Annotated in this window: 20 protein-coding genes and 2 pseudogenes; 20 read left to right on the top strand and 2 right to left on the bottom strand. The window is 53.5% G+C overall.

Features of this window, described 5'->3' with window-relative positions:
* Positions 1 to 171 precede the first annotated feature (171 nt).
* The 3 genes and pseudogenes from ELQ88_RS01545 to ELQ88_RS01535 form a co-directional block, all read left to right on the top strand.
* Positions 172 to 489: pseudogene (locus tag ELQ88_RS01545) on the top strand (transposase); the annotation flags it as partial.
* 124 nt (positions 490 to 613) lie between these two features.
* Positions 614 to 859 carry a hypothetical protein gene (locus ELQ88_RS34265; protein ID WP_178084664.1) on the top strand — a complete coding sequence of 82 codons (246 nt, stop codon included), beginning with the start codon at positions 614 to 616 and terminating at the stop codon, positions 857 to 859.
* A 102-nt stretch (positions 860 to 961) separates the two neighbouring features.
* Complete coding sequence (locus ELQ88_RS01535) at positions 962 to 1,735, top strand: sulfite exporter TauE/SafE family protein (protein WP_138963204.1); 774 nt, start codon at positions 962 to 964, stop codon at positions 1,733 to 1,735.
* A gap of 825 nt (positions 1,736 to 2,560) precedes the next feature.
* Here the strand turns inward: ELQ88_RS01535 and ELQ88_RS01530 are convergent.
* Complete coding sequence (locus ELQ88_RS01530) at positions 2,561 to 3,472, bottom strand: LysR substrate-binding domain-containing protein (protein WP_138963202.1); 912 nt, start codon at positions 3,470 to 3,472, stop codon at positions 2,561 to 2,563.
* A gap of 141 nt (positions 3,473 to 3,613) precedes the next feature.
* Here ELQ88_RS01530 and ELQ88_RS01525 point away from each other — a divergent pair, with 141 nt between their 5' ends.
* The 17 genes from ELQ88_RS01525 to ELQ88_RS01445 all read left to right on the top strand — a co-directional run bounded on the left by ELQ88_RS01525 (position 3,614) and on the right by ELQ88_RS01445 (position 24,272).
* Positions 3,614 to 4,624: a D-cysteine desulfhydrase gene (locus ELQ88_RS01525; protein WP_138963200.1), complete on the top strand. Its 1,011-nt coding sequence runs from the start codon at positions 3,614 to 3,616 to the stop codon at positions 4,622 to 4,624.
* 23 nt (positions 4,625 to 4,647) lie between these two features.
* Complete coding sequence (locus ELQ88_RS01520) at positions 4,648 to 5,670, top strand: putative sulfate exporter family transporter (RefSeq protein ID WP_138963198.1); 1,023 nt, start codon at positions 4,648 to 4,650, stop codon at positions 5,668 to 5,670.
* A 38-nt stretch (positions 5,671 to 5,708) separates the two neighbouring features.
* The gene (gene hisD, locus ELQ88_RS01515) at positions 5,709 to 7,022 is read left to right on the top strand and encodes a histidinol dehydrogenase (protein WP_138963196.1); all 1,314 of its coding nucleotides are present in this window, start codon (positions 5,709 to 5,711) and stop codon (positions 7,020 to 7,022) included.
* A 45-nt stretch (positions 7,023 to 7,067) separates the two neighbouring features.
* Positions 7,068 to 8,261, top strand: a complete 1,194-nt coding sequence (locus ELQ88_RS01510; protein ID WP_138963194.1) for an aminotransferase class I/II-fold pyridoxal phosphate-dependent enzyme — start codon at positions 7,068 to 7,070, stop codon at positions 8,259 to 8,261.
* Between the two features lie 92 nt (positions 8,262 to 8,353).
* On the top strand, positions 8,354 to 9,352 hold the full coding sequence (locus ELQ88_RS01505; protein WP_138963192.1) for a TRAP transporter substrate-binding protein: 999 nt from the start codon (positions 8,354 to 8,356) through the stop codon (positions 9,350 to 9,352).
* Positions 9,353 to 9,453: 101 nt separating this feature from the next.
* Positions 9,454 to 10,035 (top strand): TRAP transporter small permease, encoded by a 582-nt coding sequence (locus ELQ88_RS01500; protein WP_138963190.1) that lies wholly within the window; start codon positions 9,454 to 9,456, stop codon positions 10,033 to 10,035.
* A gap of 39 nt (positions 10,036 to 10,074) precedes the next feature.
* Positions 10,075 to 11,355, top strand: a complete 1,281-nt coding sequence (locus ELQ88_RS01495; RefSeq protein WP_138963189.1) for a TRAP transporter large permease — start codon at positions 10,075 to 10,077, stop codon at positions 11,353 to 11,355.
* Positions 11,356 to 11,559: 204 nt separating this feature from the next.
* The gene (locus tag ELQ88_RS01490) at positions 11,560 to 12,258 is read left to right on the top strand and encodes an amino acid racemase (RefSeq protein ID WP_138963187.1); all 699 of its coding nucleotides are present in this window, start codon (positions 11,560 to 11,562) and stop codon (positions 12,256 to 12,258) included.
* A gap of 487 nt (positions 12,259 to 12,745) precedes the next feature.
* Positions 12,746 to 15,166, top strand: coding sequence for an FAD-dependent oxidoreductase (locus ELQ88_RS01485; protein WP_138963185.1), 2,421 nt, complete (start codon positions 12,746 to 12,748; stop codon positions 15,164 to 15,166).
* Positions 15,167 to 15,199: 33 nt separating this feature from the next.
* Positions 15,200 to 16,153 carry a glycine betaine ABC transporter substrate-binding protein gene (locus ELQ88_RS01480; protein WP_138963183.1) on the top strand — a complete coding sequence of 318 codons (954 nt, stop codon included), beginning with the start codon at positions 15,200 to 15,202 and terminating at the stop codon, positions 16,151 to 16,153.
* Between the two features lie 182 nt (positions 16,154 to 16,335).
* A complete protein-coding gene (locus ELQ88_RS01475; protein WP_138963181.1) occupies positions 16,336 to 17,088 on the top strand; it encodes an electron transfer flavoprotein subunit beta/FixA family protein in 753 nt (250 codons plus the stop codon).
* A gap of 10 nt (positions 17,089 to 17,098) precedes the next feature.
* A complete protein-coding gene (locus ELQ88_RS01470) occupies positions 17,099 to 18,028 on the top strand; it encodes an FAD-binding protein (protein WP_138963179.1) in 930 nt (309 codons plus the stop codon).
* A 32-nt stretch (positions 18,029 to 18,060) separates the two neighbouring features.
* Positions 18,061 to 18,921, top strand: coding sequence for a formyltetrahydrofolate deformylase (purU, locus tag ELQ88_RS01465; RefSeq protein ID WP_138963177.1), 861 nt, complete (start codon positions 18,061 to 18,063; stop codon positions 18,919 to 18,921).
* 18 nt (positions 18,922 to 18,939) lie between these two features.
* A complete protein-coding gene (folD, locus tag ELQ88_RS01460) occupies positions 18,940 to 19,848 on the top strand; it encodes a bifunctional methylenetetrahydrofolate dehydrogenase/methenyltetrahydrofolate cyclohydrolase FolD (protein WP_138963175.1) in 909 nt (302 codons plus the stop codon).
* A gap of 35 nt (positions 19,849 to 19,883) precedes the next feature.
* On the top strand, positions 19,884 to 21,533 hold the full coding sequence (locus tag ELQ88_RS01455; RefSeq protein ID WP_228761532.1) for an electron transfer flavoprotein-ubiquinone oxidoreductase: 1,650 nt from the start codon (positions 19,884 to 19,886) through the stop codon (positions 21,531 to 21,533).
* Positions 21,534 to 21,703: 170 nt separating this feature from the next.
* The gene (locus ELQ88_RS01450; RefSeq protein WP_138963173.1) at positions 21,704 to 22,762 is read left to right on the top strand and encodes a glycine betaine/L-proline ABC transporter ATP-binding protein; all 1,059 of its coding nucleotides are present in this window, start codon (positions 21,704 to 21,706) and stop codon (positions 22,760 to 22,762) included.
* Entirely contained in the window at positions 22,752 to 24,272 is a 1,521-nt protein-coding gene (locus tag ELQ88_RS01445) for a proline/glycine betaine ABC transporter permease (RefSeq protein WP_138963171.1), read from the top strand. The genes ELQ88_RS01450 and ELQ88_RS01445 overlap by 11 nt, the downstream gene beginning before the upstream one ends.
* Positions 24,273 to 24,386: 114 nt before the next feature.
* Here ELQ88_RS01445 and ELQ88_RS01440 read toward each other — a convergent pair.
* Positions 24,387 to 24,890, bottom strand: a pseudogene (locus ELQ88_RS01440) (IS630 family transposase); the annotation flags it as partial.
* Between the last annotated feature and the right edge of the window lie 166 nt (positions 24,891 to 25,056).

The raw sequence follows: 25,056 nt of genomic DNA, 5'->3' as shown, positions 1-25,056 counted from the left end.
GCTCGCGGGGGGGGCAGCGTGTACCCCACCTTCGTCTTTCGCGCAGATTGGAGTTTTGCGACAGTATGCCCCTGCTCTGCCGCCACCTCGAGTGACTTCGAAACACCCTCTGCTGGTGGCGTAGCAGAGCTCCAAGTTGTACTGGGCTTCGGCATGTGGCTTTGGGTTCAGGTCAAGGCGGTGAAGAATGACCTGGCCAGTGACCGCACCTCCGATCACACTTTCCTGGCCAACCACCTGCGCCTGTTCTATGCCTGCGCCGCCTACAGCCTGATCCACAGCCTGCGCGAGAACACGCTGTACCATACCGAACTGGCCCGGACGCAGCCGATGTCGATCATCCTGAAGCTGTTCAAACTGGCCGTGCGGGTCGTGCAATACAAGGACCGGATCAAGTTGCACCTGCCGAGCGCCTGCCCGGTCAAAGGTTTGCTGCACCGCGTCAGCGAACTGCTCTACCTCGTTCATCCGCCACCGCTGCGCAGCTGACGCGAAACGCCGTTTCACCAACCGAAATGATTTGATCTGGCCACGGCTGGAGGCACCGATACACCTGGCCTCAGCGATTCACGGCGCGCCGCTCCACTAATGCGAGCCGCGGTCTTGTTTTTATGTGCAGAGCATCAACGCCAGCCTGGCCACCCCCGTTCTGGCCTCCAAGCGCGCGAGCAAAAACGGCCGCAGGCTCAAGGTTCGAGCAAACGGCCGTTTTTATGAAACATCCGGGTTAGTGGGACAGAACCTGAAAACTTCACTGAAGGCGTTGTTGGAAGTCGGCTGGCGTCTGGCGACCCTGTTAGTCAGTGAAACAGTGTTTCTCGCGACTTTGATCCTGATTGCGGTTAAATGGCTGGGATGAGCCAGCGTCATGGGTGACTAATCGCCCCCGCCTGATCACCAAGTTGCCGCCGACACGGTGACTGTGTGCCGGCAGGCTGGTTTAACCAGCAATGGAGGCGGTATGAGTCTGCAAGTTCATCTGATCTTTCTGTGTTGTGTGGCCCTGGCGACCGTAGCCCAGAGCCTTACCGGCTTTGCCTTCGGCTTGATCCTGTTGGGATTGGTCGCGTTCCTGCAAATGGTGCCGCTAACGGAGGTAGCGGTGGTGATCAGTATCCTCACTCTGGGTAACGCCACGGGTACGCTGGGTGGGCCGAAACCGCAGTTGGACCGCGCGGTGCTGATGCCCGTGTTGATCAGCAGTCTGCTTGGCGTCAGCCTAGGGGTGTGGGGGCTCGGTGCGTTGAATAGTAGTCAGCTAACCTGGCTGCGCCTTCTGCTCGGCGTACTGATCGTCGCGGCCAGCCTCATGCTGGTGGTTCAAAACAAGCCCAAAGCGCAACTGTCCCGGCAGCCTTCGTTCTGGCTGGCCGGTGGCCTGTGCGGCCTGCTCAATGGCTTGTTTTCCAGCGGCGGGCCACCGATTGTTTATCACCTGTATCGCCAGCCACTGGGCTACGAAATCATCCGCAATACCCTGATCACGGTATTTTCTGCCAACGCAGCGGCACGCCTTGGCATGGTTGTAGCGCAAGGGCAGATGCAACAGTCCACGTTGTTGTTGAGTGCCGAAGCATTGCCATTGGTGTTGCTGGTCAGTTGGCTGGTCCGTCGTTATCCGCCGAAGTTGTCGCCACGTACGGTGCGTTGGCTGGTCTTCGTGCTGATGGCGCTAGCGGGCGTCAGCTTGATCTGGGATTCATTGCCGGGGCTTTTGGCAACAACCTCGACTTGAAGGCCGACCGCGTTAGTGATCCAGTGCGGCAATGCCGGGGTGATGCTGTTGAACCTTGGCCGGCCCGGTGAGTAAATGGAGGTTGTGTTTGCGGCGTCTTAGCGGGCTCGTTCACTACGGAGGCGGCGGATCTTTAATCCCCCAAGCACACTGATAACAGCGATCAACTCGGCTGTTCAGGCTGCGAATCAGCCCCGTGCGCGGCCCAACCGCGCTGTCTCTGCAATGGTTTGATGCGACTTCAAACGTTCAGGACGTACCTTGGTAATACATCGAGCCGTACGCCTGCTTGTCGTTGATATCTTCTCGGTCAGGTTGCGTATGCGCAGTCAGGCGATACTCCTGCGCAGATGCGCAGGCAAGCAAAATCAGGCCGAAAGATTCACAGCAGTGGAAGTGCGAGGAGATGCGCGGGGGTTTAAAGCAGGCCACACATAGCGCGGTGGCGGTTGCACTACACGGTAAGACGACGGTGGTTAGCGTGGTGCCAGGCACATGGTCCAGCGCCCATGCTGCGGTAGTGATGGTCACGGCCACAGCATTAAGAGGAGCACATAGGGCAGGTAAGTTCTGATGCCAGTTGCGGCGCCTGCTTATCCGCCCCGCCGACATCAACACCGGGACCTTTGTCGCTGCTGCCAACAGAACAGTACGCTGGCGTACAGTATCCATCCAATCAGTGAGCGGTCAGTACGGGTCATTTTTTTATGGGCGACGACTCTAGCACCGAATTTTCCTGGGGATCAGACTTCGCTCGCGCCCAAGTTTAGCTGAGGGGAGCGCAGCGGATGGAAGAGAAAAGAGCGTGCATCTCGGTAACCATCTTTATGAATAGCCTGGGTTGTATAGTTCGAGGACATATTTCCAGAAGCTGTCTGCCTCTGGTGTTCGGGGGGGATGTAACCGGTATAGCAGTATCTTCAGATCTACCGTTGCCACTGGGGCAGGAAGCACGACCAACTGTCCATTCTCAAGCTCGTGCTGAACCAAGCTGGCTGGTAGCCAGGCCACACCAAGCCCCTTCATGGCCAGCGCTTTAAGTCCTTCGGCCAGCGCGCTTTCAAATACCGGGTGAAAACTCAAGCCTGTCGGAATCCGGGGTAGGCATTCACGGTTTATCAGCTGGCCAAGAAAAGAGTCATCTGGATAGGTCAGGAGTTTTAGCGGACGGTCGCACTGTAATGTATGCACGGGATGCCTTAATTCATCTAAGGCAGAGACCAGAACCAGTCTGTCGGTGCCGATTTGAATGCAATCGATATCGTCCCGTTCAAGTTTGGCGAAGGTGACGGGGGAGGCAAAGCACAAGAGAAAGTCCCCCCTTCCGGAAAGGAAACCTTCCACGGCATCGTGCAGATTATCAGCTTGTACGCGAACCAAATTGTCGCCTACCAGTGCACCTACGTTCTGAATCCATGTCGGAAAAAACGATGCGGCCAGGGTGTGCTGAGCGAAAAACTGCAGGCTTTCACGCTGTTTGCTATGAAGACGTAACTGGTTGCGATTACCGTAGATTTTGCTGATCAGGTGTTTGGCTTCATCGACAAACTCTACGCCGAGTTGAGTCAAGGCCATGGGGTGTTGGCTGCGGTCGACCAAGCTCACGCCTAACCAATTCTCCAGTGAACGAATGCGCCGGCTAAACGCTGGCTGCGTTACATAACGCGCTTCAGCTGCTTTGGAAAAGCTTCCGTTTTCGGCCAGAGCAACAAAATCATCAAGCCACTTCAGTTCCATAAAATACCTTGGAAAGCCTATTAGCCGTGGCGTATGCCGAAAAGTAACCGGTTCATGAGGATATAGCATTGGTAGGTGCCGGGGTGATCTTCTTATTGTCAGAGGACGACAACGACAGATCCCCTGTAAAGGAGCGACACCATGCATTTAGCCCGTTTTCCTCGCCTGCATTTTGCCCACTTGCCTACTCCCCTCGAACCTTTGGCCAACCTAAGCAAGATCCTCGGCGGCCCCACCCTGTGGATCAAGCGTGATGACTGCACCGGTCTGGCGGGCGGCGGTAACAAGACACGCAAGCTGGAGTTCCTGATGGCGGATGCCGTCGAGCAAGGTGCCGATACCATCATCACCCAAGGCGCTACCCAGTCCAACCATGCCCGCCAGACTGCGGCAATTGCAACCAAGCTAGGTATGGCATGCCACATCCTGCTGGAGGACCGCACCGGTTCCAAGGCTGTGGATTACAACTACAACGGCAACGTGCTCCTGGATCAGCTGTTCGATGCGCCGCTGCGCAAGTTCCCGGCCGGCACCGACATGAATGCCGCTATGGAAGAGCTCGCGGCAGCACTGCGCGCCGATGGTAAAAAGCCCTATATCGTTCCCGGCGGTGGATCCAACGAGATCGGTGCGCTGGGTTACGTCAACTGTGCGCTGGAGATGCTCAACCAGGCCAATAACGCTGGCCTGCGTATCGACAGCGTTGTGCACGGTACTGGCTCTGCTGGCACCCAGGCCGGACTGGTCACCGGTTTCAGTGGCAGCAACAGCCTGATTCCCGTGCTGGGCATCGGCGTCCGCGCTCCTCGCGAGCAACAGGAGGCCAGCGTGTTCCGCCTGGCTGAGCGGACTGCCGAGAAGTTGGGCATTCCAGGCGCCGTCAAGCGTGAGGATGTGGTTGCCAACTGTGATTACGTCGGCGAAGGCTACGGCATCCCGGCGGCGAGCACGATTGAGGCCATCGAGTTGTTCGCCCGCCATGAAGGCATCCTCCTGGATCCGGTCTATTCCGGCAAAGGCGCTGCTGGCCTCATCGACCTGATTCGCAAGGGGCACTTTAAGCAGGGCGAAAACGTGGTGTTCCTGCATACCGGCGGCAGCCAGGCGCTATTTGGCTACCGTGAAGTATTCGACCTGCCGCAGTACGACTGAACCCAGAGCCAGGAGTCAACACCATGAAAGGGCTGGCCGTGAATCCCATCGAAAGGATAGGAGAATTTAAGCAGCGTTTCTTTCCGGGACTCTGCGTCGCCGTGACGATCGGCATTGCGGCGACTTTTATTTCGCAGCGTTACGGCGCCCCGGCGATGCTGATGGGGCTGCTGCTGGGGCTGGCCTTCAACTTTCTCAGCGAAGTGCCCAGGGTCATACCGGGCATCGAGTTGGCGGCCAAGCAGCTGCTGCGCTTGGGTGTTGCCATGCTCGGGTTGCGCATCACCTTCTCCGATGTTCTGACCCTGGGATGGCCACCTCTGCTGATGGTGTGTTCGGCTGTACTGCTAACCATCGGCTTCGGCATCTTCATGGCACGAATGCTGGGGTTTAGCAGCAGTTTTGGCACGCTTACCGGTGGTGCGGTGGCCATCTGCGGTGCCTCCGCGGCTATGGCGATCAGCAGCGTAATGCCGCAAACCGAGCAAACGAAGAAGGACACGTTGTTCACTGTCATCAGCGTCACCACCCTCAGTACGCTTGCAATGGTTATGTACCCCATGATCAGCCATCAGTTGGGGTTGACGCCAGCTGAAACCGGGCTGTTCCTCGGCGGCACCATTCATGATGTCGCGCAGGTAGTCGGTGCCGGTTACAGCGTATCGAGCGAAGTCGGCGACCTAAGCACCTTCGTCAAGTTGTTGCGTGTTGCCATGTTGGTGCCGATCGTGCTTGTGATTGGGGTGTTCATTCGCCGCTCGATGGCCAGCCGTGGCGAAGTCGGCGGCGGCGGGGTATCCGTTCCGGGTTTCCTAATCGGGTTTGTCGCGCTATTCATTCTGAATAGTCTCGGCTGGATTCCTAAAATGATCGTGCAGCCAATGGCCGACAGTGCCACTTGGTTGCTGTTAACCGCCATCGCCGCGCTCGGTGTGCGGACGTCGCTGAAAGAAATTATGACCGTGGGCCTGAAACCCGTACTCCTGGTGGTCAGCGAAACCATTTTTATCGTCGTACTGATATTGAGCTTTATCGCGATAAGTTGAGTAGAACAATTAACCAATATTGAATTGAGGTGGATCAGATGGAATATCTCAAGCGCGCGGCCGCGGAAGCTGAAGTAGCCCTAGAAGATGAGCGTATCCAGGCGACTGTCAAAGAAATGCTGGCGAAGATCAAGCGTCATGGCGAGTCGGCAGTCCGGGAGTACGCCAAACAATTCGATAGCTGGCAGGGCGAGTTTGTTCTCACCGAAGAGAAAAAGCAGGCATTGATTGCCCAGGTGCCCCAACAAGTTAAAGACGATATCGACTTTGCCCATCGTCAGGTCAAGCGTTTCGCCGAGGCGCAGCGCGATAGCCTGAAATCCTTCGAAATTGAAACTGAAGAAGGCGTGCGCCTTGGCCAGCAAGTGCTCCCGGTTCAATCTGCCGGCTGCTATGTGCCCGGCGGTCGCTACGCCCATGCCGCTTCTGCACTGATGAGTGTCGCCACGGCCAAGGTCGCGGGCGTGCCCTTTATCGTTGCCTGTTCACCACCGCGTGGTGACAGCATCAACCCAGCGGTTGCCTACGCCATGCATGTCGCCGGCGCCGACGTGATCCTGGAGATGGGCGGCGTTCACGCCGTCGCGTCGATGGCATTCGGCCTGTTTACCGGTCGGCCCGCGGATATTCTCGTTGGCCCCGGTAACGCCTACGTCGCGGAGGCGAAGCGTATGCTCTTCGGTGAGGTTGGGATCGATGTGTTTGCCGGCCCCACCGAGTCGGCGATCATTGCTGACAAAACTGCCGATCCAATGACCATTGCTGTCGATCTGGTGTCACAGGCCGAGCACGGCACTAACTCGCCTGTCTGGCTGTTCACCGACAGCCGCGAGCTGGGTGAGAAAGTGCTCGAAATTATGCCAAAGGTCATCGCCGACATGCCCAATGCCGACGTGTGTGAAGCCGCATGGCGCGATCATGGTGTCGTAATTCTTTGCGAAAATCGTGAAGAGGTGGTGCAGATCAGTGATGAATATGCCTGTGAGCATTTGCAAGTAATGACCGAGGATCTGGAGTGGTGGAAAGCCCACCTGAAAAACTACGGATCGTTGTTCCTGGGTGAAGGCAGCACCGTCACCCACGGAGATAAATGCTCCGGCACCAATCATATCTTGCCGACCAAGAAAGCTGCACGTTACAGCGGCGGTCTGAATGTGCAGAAGTTCATGAAAGTGCTCACTTACCAAGAGCTCAGCGAAGAAGCCAATCTGGTGTTCAGCGCTGCAGGTTCGCGGATCTCCCGCGTCGAAGGCATGGAAGGTCACGCCCGCGCGTGCGACTGGCGTTTACGTAAGTTCTATCCGAATGCCCAATGGGATTTTGAGGTGTTCGACCAGCAGCGTTACAACTAACCAATTCCGCTGCCAGTTACATTGCGCCCGCTATGGAGAAGTGTAATGACTAGATTCACCAAATCGTTCACCCAGCAGGAGCCGATTCCCGAAGAAGGAATCGAGCACGCACTGGAAGTGATGCGCAGCGGCCGCCTGCATCGCTACAACTCCGTAGGCGATGAGCTCACTGAAACAGCGCTACTCGAGCAGGAATTTGCAGCCTACAGTGGAAGTAAATTCTCTCTCGCCTGCGCCTCCGGCGGCTATGCGCTGCATATCGCGATGCGCGCGGTCGGAGTCAAGGCTGGCGATAAAGTCCTGTGCAACGCTTTCACTCTGGCCCCGGTTCCCGGTGCCATCCACAATGCCGGCGCCGTATCAGTGCTGGTCGAAACCACCGAAGACTACACCATTGACCTGGTCGACCTTGAGGCGAAGGCAGCGGCGGACGATGTGCACTATCTGATGCTCTCGCACATGCGCGGCCATCTGGTGGATATGGATCGGCTGATGGATATTTGTGAGCGTCATGGCATCTGCGTGATCGAGGACTGCGCCCATACCATGGGCGCAACTTGGAATGGCCGTAAGAGTGGCACGTTCGGCAGGGTCGGTTGCTTCAGCACCCAGACCTACAAGCACATCAACTCCGGCGAGGGCGGTCTGCTGATCACCGACGACGAGGAGCTGATGGCCAAGGCGATCATGCACTCTGGCTCTTATATGCTGTACGACCGACACCCGGCGGCCCCGGGCCCTGAGGCCTTTGAGCGGATTCGCTTCGAAACACCCAACTACAGCGGGCGCATGGACAACCTGAGGGCGGCGATTCTGCGACCTCAGCTGCGTAATCTCGATCGCCAGTGCGAGCGCTGGAACGCGCTGTATCGGGAGATGGAACAGGGCCTGCGCGGGATTTCAGGCATCCGCGTCCCGCAGCGAAAGGAGCCTGAGTTCTTCGTCGGCAGTTCGATCCAGTTCTCCTTGCCGCAGCTCAGCGCCGGAACGGTGTGGGACTTTATCCAACGCTGCGAAGAACACGGCGTCACCATCAAGTGGTTCGGTGATGCCGATCCCAAAGGTTATACCAGCCGTTTTGATAGCTGGCAGTACCTCGATTCCACGCCCTCATTGCCCAAGACTGTGAAGGTCCTTGAGACCATGTGCGATATGCGCTTGCCGCTGACATTCGACGTTGAGGATTGCAAGACGATAGTGGCCGTCATTGCCGAGGCGCTGGATGCAACACAAAGCTAGGCAAGGGCAAGTAGCAGCAGTAGGTACGAGCGTGGGCCGCAAGCCTTAACTTGTGACCCAATAAGATGAAAGCTAACAGTGAGAGAATAACAATGAACGGTCTACTTAAACTGACTCACGCGTTTGCTATATCTGCAGCGTTTATCGCCGCGGCGGTGCCAGCCCTGGTACAAGCCAAGACCTTCAAGTTGGGGATGGGTGATCCTCTGAATTCCGACCAAGGAGCGCTGGCCAGCCGCTTCAAGGATCTGGTTGAGTACTATTCCAAAGGCGAGCTCAAGGTCACCCTGTATCCGAACGGCTCCCTGGGGTCGGAAACCGAAATGGTCCAGAACGCCCGCCTCGGGTCATTGGACATGGCCGTAGTGGGTATTGGCAACGTCACGCCGTTCTCCAAAGAGCTCGGCATACTGACCATGCCCTATGTCATGAAAAGCCACTCGGATGCGGTCGCCATGACCACCGGTGAGTTGGGGGATCGTTGGAACACTCTGGCCCAGAAACAGGTAGGCGTTAACATCCTGGGTTGGACCTATTCGAACTTCCGTTACCTGACCAACTCGAAGCGCCCGGTAAAGAATCTGGCAGACGCTAAAGGCCTAAAAGTTCGCGTTCCGCAGAACCCAATTATGCTTGATTCTTGGGAGGCATGGGGTGCCAATCCGATTGCCATGTCGTGGAATGAAACATTTACCGCCCTGCAGCAAAAGGTGGTAGACGGCCAAGACAATCCCTACATCGTCAACAATACGATGAAGTTTTATGAGATACAGGATTATCTTACCGAAGTGCATTACATGTACTCGCTGCAGCCATTGCTGATCGGCAATAACACCTTCAAAAAGATGAGCGAAGATGAGCGCAAGATTGTGACACGCGCTGGCCTGGAAGCTCAGCAGTATGCGTTGATGTTCCAAATTGCCGAAGCCGGTAAAGCCAAGGAAAACATGATTCGCAATGGCGTCGAGGTGTTTGAGCTGGAGGATGAAGACAAGTGGATCGAAATTGCCAAGCAGGAGGTCTGGCCAAAGTTTTACGACACCATCGGTGGCAAGGAGAACTTTGACCGTGTGCTGGAGCAATTGAAGTAAGCCGATATTTTCACCTGCCGCGCTTTGGCAGGTGGCGATGGTCAGAATAATACTGCAGGTCGTGATGCCTCGGTCCGGCAGCCAGTTAAGGGAGTGATCAAATGTTTAAGAAATTAATTAACTTGCTGGATCATGCCGAAAACTATATCTGCCAGTTACTGCTGTGCGGCTTTATTATCCTGTTGTTTGCTCAGGTGGTGATGCGGGTTGGTTTTAACTATGGCATCCACTGGAGTGAAGAGCTGTCGCGCTTTGCCTTCGTCTGGTTTGTTTTCTTGGGGGCCTCGTATGCCGCCAGGATGGCGGCACATAACCGGGTCACCTTTCATCTCAGGATGATGCCCGAAAAAGTGCGTAATGGCGTTGAGTTGTTCGCGGATTTGTTCTGGGTTACATTCAATACGCTGATGACCGTAAAGAGCATCGAGGTAATTGAGTCAATGATGGAGTTTACCTATCATTCGCCGGCCCTGGACTGGTCGATGGCCTACCTCTATTTTATATTTCCGATCTCTTTTACGCTGACATCAATCCGTATCGTTCAGGTGAACTACATGAAGCTGGTGATGGGCGTTAAATTTCATGATGTTGACGAACCGGACTTAGAGGCGCTGGAAGCCGAGCTTCTTGAAGATAAAGCGTTGAAGTCGCGTGAAAAGAATAAGACTTTTCAAACACTCTGAGTGTTGATTGTTTCGCGGGGCAAATAGGAGAATAAAAATATGACGGCGCCCTTTATACTGTTTGGTATGTTTGGATTTTTTCTGTTAATTGGTGCACCCATTGTGGTTGCGCTGGGAGCCTCGGCGCTCACCGTGTACCTGGCCGCGGGTGATGACTTTGTATCCCTGGTGCAAATAGCCTGGAACGCGGTCGATTCATTTCCGATCATGGCCTTGCCGGCCTTCATTCTGTCGGGGGCACTGATGCAGTGCGCCGGGATCTCAAAGCGATTGGTTCATATCGCGGAAGTGCTGGCCGGGCCAATGGCGGGGGGACTCGGTTTCTCTGCGATCCTGGCCAGCATGTTCTTTGGTGCCATTTCAGGCTCCGGCCCGGCAACCACGGCGGCAGTGGGAATGCTGATGATCCCCGCGATGGTAGACCGGGGCTACAGTAAGAGTTATTCCGCCGCATTGACTGCGTCGTCTGGTGGCTTGGGGGTGGTGATTCCGCCTAGCATTCCAATGGTCATTTATGGCGTTACCGCCAGTGAGTCCATTACTAAACTGTTCTTGGCCGGGATCTTGCCGGGTGTTCTACTCGCTATGGGCCTGATGATCGGTAATTACCTGATCAGCAAGAAAAAGGGCTATGCATCAGGCGAAACGCACGCCCCCGGTACTCTGGGTAAGGCTTGCAAGGATGGCATTTGGGCGATCATGGCGCCGGTGGTGATTTTGGGCGGTATCTACTCAGGGCTGTTTACGCCGACCGAAGCTGCGGTGGTATCCGTGTTCTATACCCTTTTTGTCGGTATCTTCATCCATAAGGAATTGAGTTGGAAGGGACTCAAGGAGTCGCTTAACTCCACGACCTGGCTGACTGGTCGCGTGCTGATCATCATGTTTGCCGCCACGGCGTTCGGGCGGATTCTCGTTGAAAATGACATTCCGTCAATGATCGCGCAGTCGCTACTCGAAGTGACAGGTAGCTTGACGCTGATTTGGATAATCGTCATCGCCTTTCTGATATTCGTTGGTATGTTCATGGAAACGCTGGCAACGATCATGATCGTGACGCCTGTATTGTTGCCCGTGATGGTCAGCCTCGGTGTGGACCCCATTCATTTCGGTATCGTGCTGGTATGTTGTTGTGAAATTGGCTTCTCGACACCGCCGCTTGGCGAGAACATGTTTATAAGCTCGAGTATTGCCAAGGTCTCGATCGAGGAAATAACTGTAAAGGCGCTACCTTTCGTAGTTATTCAATTGTTCGTGGTGATGTTGATCGCATTTGTTCCCGGGATCTCGCTCTGGATCCCCGAGTTATTTGGGTACTGACTGCCTTCGCGACTTAGCGGGCCTCACATAGCCGGGTAATTAGATTGTGCGCTGATTGTTTTGCCAGGCACCATCTAGTTGTATTTATTGAGCGTCACCGCTCGTTGCGCCAAGCACTCCTGTTTCAGTTTACATGACGACTGGATGTCGTCGCTTTCAAGGAAGGGGGGGCTGGTTGCTTTTGTGAAAATTTGAGAGGAAAAAATGCGCGAAAAAATAGTCGGTATAATTGGCGGGATGGGGCCGGAGGCCACGGTAGATTTGATGCGGCGAGTCATTGAGGCTACGCCTGCCGAAGATGATGCAGACCATATTCGCATGCTAATTGATAACAATCCTAAAATTCCGTCGAGGATTAAGGCACTGATCGAGGGTACGGGGGAAAGTCCGGCACCGTGCATGTCGCAAATGGCTAAGGAGCTGCAGCGGCAAGGGGCCGATTTTCTGGTAATACCCTGTAATACCGCACACCACTATTATGGGGAGGTGGCTGCGTCAGTCTCAATACCGGTCATTAACCTTATTGAACTGACTGCTAAGACTGTCCAAATAAGGAAGCCGGGAATACGTAAGATTGGACTGCTGGCCTCAAGTGCATTACAGAAAATCGAACTTTATGAACCCTGGTTCAGTTCGCTGAATATTGAGGTCCTCTACCCGGACGCAGATAGTCAGGCAGCAGTTATGCAGTTGATTCGTGACGTCAAGGCACGCCGTTGTACTAGTCTGCAGATCGACGCATACAATGCGGCTGCAAAAAACCTTGAAGCACAGGGTGCTGAATGCCTTGTGGTTGCATGCACAGAACTTTCAGTTATTAACAATCAACTTATATCTACATTATCTATATATGATGCAGCTGATATTTTGGCCGCAGAGATTGTTAGGTTGGCGGAGCTTTGAGGCAATGCAATAGGCCTTATCAGTAGAGTGGCCACTCTATCAGTTATGTAGGGTGTTTAGGGACAAAGGTGGCTTCACGATGTTTATGACGTACACATATCCCTCCGGCTGTATGTTCGGATAAGAAAAAATACTACATTTTACGAGTGCCGATTTTAAGGGGGGCGGTCTACTCAGTTCTGAGTAACGTGAGATGTCACCTTTGGTAGCACGTCATGCATTTAATATCTGGCAGAGGTAATACCGGTAGTCGTTGTTTCATCGTGGTGAGTGGAAAATCTACATCTCAGCATGCTCTAAAAGTAATCTTCAATATTCCAAAAAAATTAAGTTTCCCATTGCATGATGGGTCGAATGGTGCTAAAAATGAAAGCGCTTACATTTTGAGTGGCCTTGGTTAACGCATCCAATTAGCGCGGATACCGGTCCGGTGTGTCTAACTAGTCAGTTGTGCGGTTGTCGCATAAACACGCACTAAGGAAAATTCATGAAGAAGCATTGTAAGGTAGTGATTATTGGTGGTGGAATTGCTGGTTGCAGCACCCTCTATCACCTAACTCGTGAGGGCTGGACAGATGTAGTGTTGGTCGAGCGAAACGAACTAACATCAGGCACGACTTGGCACTCTGCCGCCCAGGTCACTAATTTTGGTGCAGTGCAGACGATGGTTGGCTTGAAAAGCCATAGCATTAAACTGTACAAAGAATTGGCGGAGGACCCTGAGCACCCAATCAATTATCACCATGCTACAGGTGGTATTCGTCTCGCCTCTACTCAAGATCATATTGATGGTTATAAGCATTTCATTTCTTTGGCCAAGGGAATGGGAGTCGACTTTGAGTTGATAGATGCTGCGGAGTGCGCGAGGCGGCATCCGTTGATTGAGACTCATGATTTGCTTGGCGGACTCTGGGACCCTCTAGACGGTGATATTGACCCTGCTCAACTCACTCAAGCTTTGGCGCGTGCAGCGCGTAAAGCTGGCGCGGAAATATACCGCCATAATCCGGTTGAAGCGGTATACCAAAAAGCCAATAGTGAGTGGGTAGTACAAACTCAAAATGGCGATATCACATGTGAAATTATCGTGAATGCTTGTGGCTATCGAGTCAACGAACTCGGTGCCATGTTGGGTGTCCAGTATCCGGTTATATCCATGGAGCATATGTATTTCCTGACGGAGCCATTGCCTGAGCTGGAAGCTATTGACTGGCGTGTCCCTCTGCTGAGAGATCCAAGAGATGATTTTTATAGCCGTCAGGAGAAGAAGGGCCTATTGGTAGGGATCTACGAGCAGCGTTGTAAAACCTGGGGTATGGATGGAATCGACCCTAACTTTGTTAACGCACTTTGCCCAGATGATTTGGATCGCTGCTTGGACAACATGGAGCGGGTCTTCAAGCGCATGCCTTGCCTTGAGCGCACTGGCATTCACAGCATTATCAATGGCCCTATCACCTATTCCGCAGATGGCAACCCGCTCGTGGGCAAGACCCCGGGTCTGAAAAATGCTTATTCAATTATTGGTCTGCGAGCCGGATTGGGCGAAGGCGGAGGTCACGGTAAAATCCTGGCGGAACTTATCGTTCACGGTGAGTCTGAGTGGGATACCTGGTGCCTTGATCCGGCCCGGTTCAGCCGTCATGCCAACACAGAGTTTACGGCCCGTAAGGCCGTAGAGGATTATCAAAACGAGTTCCGTTTTCACATGCCTCACGAGCATCGCCCTGCGGGTAGGCTGGCGAAAACAACCCCACTGTATCCAGTGCTAAAAGCGATGGGGGCAGAGTTCGGCGTGGTAAGTGGTTGGGAGCGGGCACTGTTTTATAAGCCAACTGCGGACTTCAAGTTCAAGCACAGTTTTCGTTTCACTGATGTAGAACAGGTTGTCGCCGACGAAATCAAGGCAGTACATGAACACGTCGGGCTTATGGAAGTAAGTGGCTTCAACAGATATGAAATAAAAGGTCCTCGCGCGGCGGAGTGGCTGGATAGCCTGATGTGCGGGAATGTACCCAAAAAAGTGGGTCGTATTGGTCTGTGCTACTTCCTTACCGATAAAGGTAATGTTGCGGGTGAAGCCACTCTGGCGAAATTATCAGAAGAGCGTTTCTGGTATGGATCAGCGGCAGCCTCTGAGGTTCATGATTTGGACTGGCTGCGAACTCGTCTTCCGAGTGAGGGAGTTGAGATCATTCCGATGACCAACTCACATACGATTTTGGTTGTTTCGGGACCCAAGTCCAGAGAGCTGCTGGCAAAACTGTCCCCCCGAACTGATTGGTCGAACCAGAACTTCCCCTGGCTCACCGCCAAGTCTGTATACATTGGACATGCTGAAGCACTTGCCATGCGTGTTAGCTTCAACGGTGAGTTGGGCTGGGAGCTTCATGTGCCCAATGAACAGCTCTACCTTGCACACTCGCTTATTAAAGACGCAGGCGTCGAGTTCGATCTCAAGCCATTTGGTGCGCTGGCAACAGAGTCGATGCGTCTCGAGAAAAGCTACCGCCATTGGAAAGCCGACCTGATTACCGAATTTGATCCGTTCGAGAGTGACCTGGATCGCTTCGTGAAACTGGATAAGGCAATCTTCCCAGGAAAAGAAGCGCTACTGGCCAAGGCGGGTCAGCCGGCAAGAAGAAAGTTTGTAACAATGGTTATCGATTGCGAACATGCCGCCGCCCACCCCGGTGACTCAATATGTGCATCAGGTTCTGTGATTGGCACAGTCACTTCGGCGGGATATGGTCATCGGGTTAAAAAGAACATTGCAATGGGCTTTATTGATCCCGCTTATGCGTTTGAAGGCGCTGAGTTCGAGGTGGAAATTATTGGCGAACCGCATAAAGCACAGGTGGTGCAAGGTTCAATATTTGACCCTGAAAACACTCGGATTAAATCCTAAAAACATATCATTTTCTTTTGATTGGAGGTTTTTATGAATCTCATAAGTAAGTGGGTATTTCCTGCAATATTGTATTTGTTTGTTGGAATGGCTCACGCTGCGGATGTGGTTGTTGGAGTGCCAAACTGGCCAACTGCGGCAGCGACAAGTTATATTTTAAAAGTGGTGATGGAGGAAGAGCTCGGGCTAAATGTAGAGATGCAGAATGGCACTAACTCAGTTATTTTCGAAGGTATGGACCGTGGTAGCATTGACGTGCATCCAGAGGTTTGGTTGCCAAATCAGCAAAATTTGTCTGACAAATATGTAAAGGGTAGGGGGACGGTCAAGCAAAGTCCCAATGGGATTCTGGCTACCCAGGGAATGTGTGTAACTAAAGCGATCTCTGAAAAGTACAATATTAAGAATGTCTCTGACCTTACTGATCCTAAAATTGCGCGCCTATTTGATCGTAATGGTGATGGCCTTGGCGAAATGTGGATCGGAGAGCCTTCGGCGGCTTCCGGACCTGTCGAGCGGGTTAGAGCGAAGAGTTATGGCTACGATCAAACATTTACCCTTCAAGAGGTGGATGTTGCACTTCATTTGGCGGCGCTTGATGCTTCAGTTAAGTCGAACACGCCTTATGTATTCTTCTGTTATGCCCCCCAGCACCTGTTTACCTTGTATGAGTTAGTTAAGCTAAAAGAGCCGCCTCATAATCCGTCTACATGGCATGTATTGCAGCCATCCGAAGATCCTGAGTGGTTGGCTAAATCTAATGCTGACAGCGCGTGGCCGGATGCTTATCTGTATTTGCATTACGCCAAATCGCTGGAGGGGAGGCAGCCTGTGGCAACTGCTTTTCTGAGAAGGTTTAAGCTAAGCAGTGAGCAGTTGAATTCGATTAGTTATGCGATGGCGGTGGATAAACTAGATCCAGCAAGCTTTGCGGAGAGCTGGGTTAAAGAAAACCCCAATGTGGTTCAGTCTTGGTTGCATGATTAGAGGGCGGTAGAGGCTTCTGTCGAGTGTATGGATGTTGGATAAAAGGCTCTTATGAAGAAGTAAGTAGTTGGATTATTTAAGTTCAAGGGTTATTTTGGTGCGTGTGGGCTCTGAGGCGCTGCTTGTATTTAGAGCGCCGAGAGTTGTTGGTGTGAGGCTGGTTGGTCCTAGAGGATTTGTATATGAAGGTTATGGTGGGTGTGAAGCGTGTGGTTGACGCTAATGTCAATGTTAGAGTTAAGGCGGATGGCTCAGGGGTCGAGCTGGAAAATGTTAAAATGGCAATAAACCCATTTGATGAGGTTGCAGTAGAGGAGGCTGTTAGGCTGAAAGAAGCCGGCATAGCTGATGAGGTGATTGTGGTTTCTATAGGGCCGGAAAAGGTCCAGGAAACATTGCGCCAGGCCTTGGCTATTGGCGCGGATCGGGCAATCCATGTGCCATACGATGGGGATACCGAATCGCTTTCAGTTGCTAAGGTATTAAAAGGTTTGGTAGCCAAAGAAGGTATTGAATTAGTGATGCTTGGCAAGCAGGCAATTGACAATGATTGCAACCAAACTGCGCAAATGTTGGCCGCACTTCTTGCTTGGCCACAAGGTACTTTCGCATCTGGCTTAATGATCAAGTCGGGCAAGGTGGAAGTGGTGCGTGAGGTCGACAATGGGCTGGAAACTTTAGCGCTCGATATGCCGGCAGTAGTGAGTGTTGATTTACGACTGAATGTGCCGCGCTATGCATCGCTACCCTCGATTATGAAGGCTAAGAAAAAGCCATTGGAACAAATCACATCCAGCGACTTGGGTGTTGATTTGACTTCACATCTTGTCCTGCTGTCCGTAGTTGAGTCGCACGCTCGCCAGGCTAAAGGGATATTAGTTAAGGACGCCGCTGAATTGGTGATGAAGTTGAAAACTGAAACTGATGCACTCTAAGGAGTCAAATATGTCAATTCTAGTTATTGTTGAGCACGATAACGATACGATTTCGGCTGCAACACTTAATACTCTCGGAGCCGCACAGCAGATTGGCGGGGATATCGACTTGATGGTGATGGGGTACGAGTGCGCCAGCGTCAGCCAGTCCGCGGCGGCCATCAGCGGCGTGCGGCGGGTGATCCGCATCGATGCCGAGTACCTCAAACAGCCGGTGGCTGAAGACATGGCGCCGCTATTGCGCGATTGTGCTGGGAATTACAGTCATATTTTGGCCCCGGCCAACAGCTTCGGCAAGAACTTGATGCCGCGGGTTGCCGCGCTGCTGGACGTGGCGCAGCTGTCCGATATCAGTGCGGTAGTCGATGCAGAGACGTTTGAGCGGCCCATCTACGCCGGCAACGTCTTGGCAACTTATCGCTCCAAGGATCGGGTGAAAGTAATCACTGTGCGTAGCACTAAGTTTGCCCCTGTGGCGGTCGCTGGGGGGGCGGCGGAACAAATGACTCTTCGTGCACCCGCACCTCAGCGCAACGCTAGCGTGGTGGGACGGTCGGAAGCTAAGTCTGAGGGTCCTGAGCTCTCAACTGCTCGTGTTGTAGTATCTGGAGGGCGTGGTATGGGCAGCGGCGCGAACTTTGCTCTGCTCCATAATGTCGCGGGTAAGTTGGGTGCTGCGGTTGGTGCCTCTCGTGCAGCTGTGGATGCCGGCTTTGTACCGAACGACTACCAAGTTGGTCAAACAGGCAAGGTGGTTGCCCCAGAGCTTTATATAGCTGTCGGGATTTCTGGGGCGATTCAACACTTGGCCGGTATGAAGGACTCCAAGGTTATTGTTGCGATCAATAAGGATCCCGACGCGCCAATCTTCCAGGTGGCCGATTACGGCATTGTCGGTGACCTGTTCGAGATCATGCCGCAGCTCGACGCAGCCCTCTAAATCAACACAATGTGAGTCAGAAGAGAATCGATATGAAGAACAAACCCTCATATATCCTCAAGGTCTCCTGCCCTGGACGCGTCGGTATCGTCGCCGCCATCGGTAACTTCATGGCCGACCGCGGCTGCTTCATCAAGGAACTGCACCAGTTCGACGATCTGGATACCGGCCGCTTTTTCTCCACCATCGAATTCGTCTTTGAGGGCGAACGCACGTTCAGCGTCGAGCAGTTGAAGGCTGCCTTCGAGGTCACCGCGCTGCGTTTCGAAATGGATTGGGAGATTCACGACACTACGGAGCCCGCCAAGGTGCTGATCATGGTGTCGAAGTACGACCACTGCCTGCGCGACCTGCTCTATCGTCGTGCGACTGGTGAACTGTCGATCGACATCACCGCCATCGTCTCCAACCACGAAGATCTGCGGGCGATGGCCGAGCATGAAGGCATCGAGTACATCCATTTACCGGTGACCAAAGAAACCAAGCCGGAGCAGGAAGCCCGATTACTGGAAATCATCGAAAGTACCGGCACCGAGTTGGTGGTACTGGCGCGCTACATGCAAGTACTCTCCGATTCGCTGAGCAAGCAACTGGCCGGACGCTGCATCAACATCCACCACTCCTTCCTGCCGGGCTTCAAGGGCGCTAAACCCTATTACCAGGCCTACGACCGCGGCGTGAAGCTGATCGGGGCAACGGCGCACTACGTCACTGGCGACCTCGACGAGGGGCCGATCATCGAGCAGATGGTCGAACGGGTGAACCACTCCCACGATGCGTTGCTACTGACCCAGATTGGGCGCGACATGGAAGCCCAGGCGCTGGCACGGGCTGTGAAATACCACGTGTCCCACCGTGTGTTCCAGAACGGGCTACGCACCGTCGTTTTCTAAAATAGAGGACTTGCATTGATGAGTGATCTGGCAACCAAAATCCAACACGAGTCCATCCCTGCCGTGCGCATTGACGGCAAGGCCTTCGCCGATCAACTGCGTCAAGAAATAGCGGTCGGGGCGGCTGGCTTTACTGCTGAAACGGGACGCAAACCGGGCCTGGCGGTGGTGCTGGTCGGCAGCGATCCGGCCAGTCAGGTCTATGTACGGACCAAGATGCGTCAGGCCGCAGAGGTGGGCATTGCGTCCTTTCCGCATCTGCTCGACGTCGACACCGGCGAGGCCGAGTTGTTGGCCCTGATCGACTCGCTCAACCGCGACGACAATGTCGACGGAATCCTAGTGCAGCTGCCGTTGCCCGCGGGTATCTGTGAGGCGGCGGTGCTCGAGGCGATCGACCCGGGCAAGGATGTCGACGGCTTCCACCCCTACAATGTCGGGCGCTTGAGTGGCGGTAAGCCGGTGATGGTGCCCTGCACCCCGCTGGGTTGCTTGCTGCTGTTGCAAGACCGACTGGGTGACCTGTCTGGCCTGAAGGCCGTCGTGGTCGGGCGCTCCAACATCGTTGGCAAGCCGATGGCGCAGTTGCTGCTCAATGCCAGCTGCACGGTGACCACGGTGCACTCGCGCAGCCGCAACATGGCCGAAGAGTGCCGTCAGGCCGATATCCTGGTAGTAGCCGTCGGTCGCCCGGGGTTGATCGGGGTCGACCACATCAAACCGGGCGCCACTGTACTGGATGTGGGGATCAACCGGGTTGAGGATGCGCAGGGGCAGTCGCGCCTGGTCGGCGACGTCGACTACGCCACCGCGCAGGATGTCGCCGGCGGAGTGACCCCGGTGCCCGGTGGTATCGGCCCGATGACGGTGGCCTGTCTGTTGCGCAACACCCTTGAGGCGGCGCGGCAGCGCTCGCTCAGTCACTGATTCATGTTTATATCAAGGTGAATCCAATGAACGAGATTGCCCGCGAATCAATGGAGTTCGATGTTGTCATCGTCGGCGCAGGCCCATCGGGGCTGACCGCCGCGTGCAAACTGATGCAGCAGGCCCAGGCGGCAGGGCAGCAATTGAGTGTCTGTGTGGTCGAGAAGGGCTCCGAGGTTGGTGCCCATATCCTCTCGGGGGCGATCTTGGAAACCCGTGCGCTGGATGAGCTGTTTCCCGATTGGGCCGAGCGCGGTGCTCCGCTGAATACCCCCGTGACGCAAGATAAGATCCTGCTGCTGCAAAATCAACAGCGTGCCCTGCAGTTGCCTAACTGGATGGTCCCCAAGACCCTGCACAACAGCGGTAACTACATCATCAGTCTAGGCAACCTCTGCCGCTGGTTGGCTGAGCAGGCCGATGCCTTGGGCGTCGAAATATTTCCCGGTTTCGCGGCGAGCGAAGTGCTCTACCGTGAGGATGGTTCGGTCAAGGGCATAGCCACCGGCGACATGGGGGTCGGGCGCAACGGCGAGGCCAACGATGGCTACATACCGGGCATGGAGCTGCATGCCAAGTACACCCTGTTCGCCGAGGGCTGCCGCGGTCACTTGGGCAAGACGCTGTATCGGCGCTTTGACCTAGATCGGGACGCCGACTGCCAGCATTACGGTCTGGGTATCAAGGAGCTTTGGGACATCGACCCGAGCAAGCACAGCCCTGGCCTGGTCGTGCATGGAACGGGTTGGCCGCTCAGCGATGGCACCTCGGGTGGCTTCTTCCTCTATCACGGTGACAATAATCAGGTCGTCGCCGGTCTGATCGTCGACCTGAACTATTCGAACCCGCACCTCAGCCCGTTCGATGAGTTTCAGCGTCTCAAGCACCACCCGGCGCTGGCCCAGTACCTGGAAGGCGGTAAGCGTGTTGCCTATGGCGCGCGGGCCATTACCAAGGGCGGCTTCAATGCCCTGCCGAAAATGACGTTCCCGGGCGGGCTGCTGATCGGCTGCAACGCCGGGACTTTGAACTTCGCCAAGATCAAGGGCACCCATACGGCGATGAAGTCGGGCCTGCTGGCGGCCGAGGTGGTGTTCGAGGCACTGCGCCAAGGCGACGGCGGCGGCAATGAGTTGCTGGCCTACACTGAACGTTTCAAAGCCTCCTGGCTCTACGAGGAGCTGCACAACAGTCGCAACTTCGGCCCCGCGCTACATAAGTTCGGCCAGGTACTCGGTGGCGCCTTCAACTTCATCGATCAGAACCTGTTCGGCGGCAAACTGCCGATTCGTCTGCGCGACAATGTCCCTGACCATGCCCAAATGAAGCAGGCGGCGCTGTGTCAGCCGATCGTCTATCCGAAGCCGGATGGCGTGCTGAGCTTCGACAAGCTGTCCTCGGTATTCCTCTCCAACACCAATCATGTCGAAGATCAGCCCTGCCACCTACAACTGCTGGACCCGGATGTACCGCTGCAGCGCAACCTGCCGCGTTACCTCGAACCGGCTCAGCGCTACTGTCCGGCGGGTGTCTACGAGGTGCTAGACGAAGAGGCGGGCAAGCGTTTTCAAATCAATGCACAGAACTGTCTGCACTGTAAGACCTGCGATATCAAGGATCCTGCCCAGAACATTCGCTGGGTCGCTCCGGAAGGCGGAGGCGGACCAAGTTATCCAAATATGTGAATATTAAAAATAAGTTAGGAGGTTATGGCTATCAAAGTAAGGTCGTTTAATGCCCTTCCCGCAAGCCTTGGCGGATATAGCTTTGGTCTATTGGCGGTGGCGATTGTGGATCCAAGTGGCATCGGACTTAGATTCGGCGCGGTAGCAGAGAGAATATTGGAGGATTGGACATGCAAGCAGATGTGATTAGCTTAGATGGAGTCTGGAAAATTTTCGGCCATAATCCCGCCGAGGTCATGAACGCAATCACTACAGAAGGACTTGATAAACCAAGTGTCCTAAAGCGATTTAGCTGTGTAGTAGGAATAGCAAATGTTTCGTTTACAGTACAGCGTGGTGAAATATTTTGCATCATGGGGCTTTCCGGAAGTGGGAAGTCAACACTAATTCGACACTTGAATCGTCTGATTGAACCTACAGCCGGCAGTATCAAGGTTTTAGGCCATGATATGTCGAATCTAACACATGACGAGCTATTAAATATCCGCGCCAAGCATATTGGTATGGTGTTCCAGCATATGGCTCTTTTGCCACACCGGACCGTGATAGAAAATGTCGCGTTTCCCTTGGAGGTTCAGCGCATACCTAAATTTAAACGCTGGGAGATCTCTCAGCGAGCACTGTCGCTTGTTAATCTTGGAGGCTACGAAGATCACTTCCCCGCACAGTTATCGGGTGGTATGCAGCAGCGCGTTGGGCTTGCCCGAGCTTTGGCCAGTGATCCTGAAGTACTTTTGATGGACGAACCATTTAGTGCATTAGATCCACTAATACGGAGGGAGTTGCAGAACCAGTTTGTTTCATTGACCAAGACGCTAAAGAAGACCACGGTGTTCATCACACATGATCTTGATGAGGCTATCCGGATCGGAGACCGTATTGCGATCATGAAAGATGGGCAACTTATTCAGGTTGGTACGCCGGAGCAAATTGTAATGCATCCTGAAGATGATTATGTGGCAGATTTCGTGAAGGATATTTCCAATCTTAAGCTTGTTAGTGCTCGCTCCATAATGCGAGACATCGACAGTAACTCTGTGCCCGTCGGTATGAGTCTTGCGCAAGCCCCTCGCGTCAATGAGCATACGTCTCTTGAACATTTGATCGATATATCAGTCTCTTCAGAGTTGCCAATAGTCGTGACTAATGCCACCGGTGTAGATGTTGGATTGATAAGTAAGAATACTCTATTGCTCGGCATAAAAGGAGGAAATCAAAATGACGGCTAATCAGAACGGCCATGTACCAGTAGAGCTTGATAATTCCGTCCAGCAATTCGCCGGGCGTAACGGAAACTACTATGCCAGACAATTCATGAGAATACAGTCTAGTAGCGGTATTTCGGTTTCTTTTAATTTTTATGCGGCTTTACTGGGGCCGTTCTGGGCAGCCTCTCGTAGTCTGTGGGGCTTCTTCTGGCTTAGCGCTATGGCTAATTTATTAGCACTGGTCCAGGTCGGGAGGGGGCTATGGGGGGAATTAGGAGCTGACCAGCTTTCACGCGCGGCGCGATTGAGCATGAAGGCACAGGAGATGTCAATAAAGGCTCAGGTCGCAATCGACTCAGGTGCAAGTAATGCAGAATCCTTGCAGCGAACTACTGCTAACCTACAGCAGGCCGCTGAAAATGCCACAGCGGCAGCGTCCCTTGCTGCACACGGGGCTAGTCAACTGTTGTTGTTGGGAGCGCTTGGGCTCCTGATAATCATGGTCGCTCAAGGGTTTCTAGGCAACCTGGCATACGAAAAGAAGTATTGCCGGTGGCGTATTAATAAGCTTGAGAAAATTGGCTTCAGCGTAAAAAATCTGATATTTGGTGTTGTCTTGTTGATTCTAATATTTCCGCTGACCATTTACCGGTATACCGCGGAGAACCCACTAGTATATTTAATTAAGTTCCCAAGTGATAAGTCTTTTTATTCGTTCGTCGCAAATTGGCTAGATGCGGCTTTTGACGTTATCGCGTCTAAAGGTTCTGTATTTTTTGGTGGTATAACAAGTGGTATCAGTGCTCTGCTCGACACTCTCGAGGTAATATTGGTGCATACACCTTGGCCGGTTACGATGTTGGTGATTGTAATTATGGCCTGGCGTTTAGCGGGGCCGAGAGTCGCGGTATTCACTGTCGCGGCGTTAGCCTACCTAGCATTCATGGGCTTTTGGGAAAAAAGCATGTCAACCATTGCTCTGCTGGGAACGGCTGCAACTATGTGTGTACTAATTGGAGTGCCACTGGGTGTGTGGTGTGCGAAGAATCGTTATGCTCAAGTTATTACTGAGCCAGCCCTTGATTTTATGCAAACAATGCCGGCGTTTGTTTATTTGATTCCTATTATCGCGTTTTTTGGAACAGGCAAGCCCCCAGGGATTATAGCAACCATAATTTTTGGACTTCCTCCTGTGGTGCGATTAACTGCGTTAGGGATCAGGCAAGTACCGCCCTCGATAGTTGAAGGCGCGTTAGCCTTTGGTTGCAACAGTCGGAAGCTTTTGCTGGATGTCGAGATTCCATTAGCGATGCCAAGTATTATGGCTGGTGTTAATCAAACCATTTTGATGTGTTTATCGATGGTTGTTATTGCTTCTCTCATTGGCGCTGAAGGGCTTGGCTCAGATGTGTTAATGGCTTTGCAGTACGCAGCAAAGGGGCAGGGGCTTCTAGCCGGTGTTGCGATATTGCTTTGTGCTATGGTTATTGATCGTATCGTGCAGGGGCGTTTTAAAAGGCGAAATGAATGAGTCAATAGATGTACTTAGTGTGCTGCCTCATAAATATAGCTACTCATGCCTGTGAGGTCTTTGCCTCACGGGCTCGCTGTATCTTGTTAAAAATATCTTCCCCCTCGGGGGTAGATGCATGTGGAAGCGTTTGTACTTCTCAAGCCATACCTTCACCTTCGGATGCTTGTGCGTGGCGTAGTTGTCGACGATCAAATGCAGCTGAAGATGCTGGGCGTTTCGCGATTGATCTTCTTGAGAAACACCAGCTATTCCTGATGCCGTTGTTGGCGCTCGATGGAACTGATCAAGCGTCCCTGAAGATCCAGCGCAGTGAACAATGTGAAGGCGCAATGGTGGAGATAATCGTACGATTGTATGCGGATATGCCTTTTTTTCCCAAAGGCAGTCCTGGCTGGGTTCGCTCAAGGGCCTGAACTTGGCTTTTTTCATTGCAATAGAGCACCAATGCCTTATCCGGTGGATCCAGATACAACCCAATGACATCCCAAAATTTCTCTTCGAAGTTTGGATCGTTGGACAGTTTGAAGGTGCGTGTGAGGTGCGGTTTTATGTCGTTGGCGGCCTCCGCTGGACGCTGGCCGATGAAATGCCGGCGACTCAAGCCACGCTTCGACAGAGAGATCCTTGGCCCAGAAGATCAAGTCGAACTGAGTCGTTGACTCGGTCACCATCAGCCAGCACCTTAGCCGTTGCGCTCAAGTGATCCTGCTGGCAGCGATCATGATGAGGAGACGTAAGTCGCAGACGTGCATTGGAAGGGCTCTGTCATATATGGTATGAT

It is taken from the genome of Pseudomonas sp. MPC6, from assembly GCF_006094435.1.
Classification (GTDB): Bacteria; Pseudomonadota; Gammaproteobacteria; order Pseudomonadales; family Pseudomonadaceae; genus Aquipseudomonas.
This window is presented reverse-complemented; position numbering and strand designations above follow the sequence as displayed.

Coding starts and splice junctions, on each gene's coding strand:
- ELQ88_RS01535 (WP_138963204.1), top strand. CDS start 962: ATGAGTCTGCAAGTTCATCTGATCTTTCTGTGTTGTGTGGCCCTGGCG.
- ELQ88_RS01530 (WP_138963202.1), bottom strand. CDS start 3,472: ATGGAACTGAAGTGGCTTGATGATTTTGTTGCTCTGGCCGAAAACGGA.
- ELQ88_RS01525 (WP_138963200.1), top strand. CDS start 3,614: ATGCATTTAGCCCGTTTTCCTCGCCTGCATTTTGCCCACTTGCCTACT.
- ELQ88_RS01520 (WP_138963198.1), top strand. CDS start 4,648: ATGAAAGGGCTGGCCGTGAATCCCATCGAAAGGATAGGAGAATTTAAG.
- hisD (WP_138963196.1), top strand. CDS start 5,709: ATGGAATATCTCAAGCGCGCGGCCGCGGAAGCTGAAGTAGCCCTAGAA.
- ELQ88_RS01510 (WP_138963194.1), top strand. CDS start 7,068: ATGACTAGATTCACCAAATCGTTCACCCAGCAGGAGCCGATTCCCGAA.
- ELQ88_RS01505 (WP_138963192.1), top strand. CDS start 8,354: ATGAACGGTCTACTTAAACTGACTCACGCGTTTGCTATATCTGCAGCG.
- ELQ88_RS01500 (WP_138963190.1), top strand. CDS start 9,454: ATGTTTAAGAAATTAATTAACTTGCTGGATCATGCCGAAAACTATATC.
- ELQ88_RS01495 (WP_138963189.1), top strand. CDS start 10,075: ATGACGGCGCCCTTTATACTGTTTGGTATGTTTGGATTTTTTCTGTTA.
- ELQ88_RS01490 (WP_138963187.1), top strand. CDS start 11,560: ATGCGCGAAAAAATAGTCGGTATAATTGGCGGGATGGGGCCGGAGGCC.
- ELQ88_RS01485 (WP_138963185.1), top strand. CDS start 12,746: ATGAAGAAGCATTGTAAGGTAGTGATTATTGGTGGTGGAATTGCTGGT.
- ELQ88_RS01480 (WP_138963183.1), top strand. CDS start 15,200: ATGAATCTCATAAGTAAGTGGGTATTTCCTGCAATATTGTATTTGTTT.
- ELQ88_RS01475 (WP_138963181.1), top strand. CDS start 16,336: ATGAAGGTTATGGTGGGTGTGAAGCGTGTGGTTGACGCTAATGTCAAT.
- ELQ88_RS01470 (WP_138963179.1), top strand. CDS start 17,099: ATGTCAATTCTAGTTATTGTTGAGCACGATAACGATACGATTTCGGCT.
- purU (WP_138963177.1), top strand. CDS start 18,061: ATGAAGAACAAACCCTCATATATCCTCAAGGTCTCCTGCCCTGGACGC.
- folD (WP_138963175.1), top strand. CDS start 18,940: ATGAGTGATCTGGCAACCAAAATCCAACACGAGTCCATCCCTGCCGTG.
- ELQ88_RS01450 (WP_138963173.1), top strand. CDS start 21,704: ATGCAAGCAGATGTGATTAGCTTAGATGGAGTCTGGAAAATTTTCGGC.
- ELQ88_RS01445 (WP_138963171.1), top strand. CDS start 22,752: ATGACGGCTAATCAGAACGGCCATGTACCAGTAGAGCTTGATAATTCC.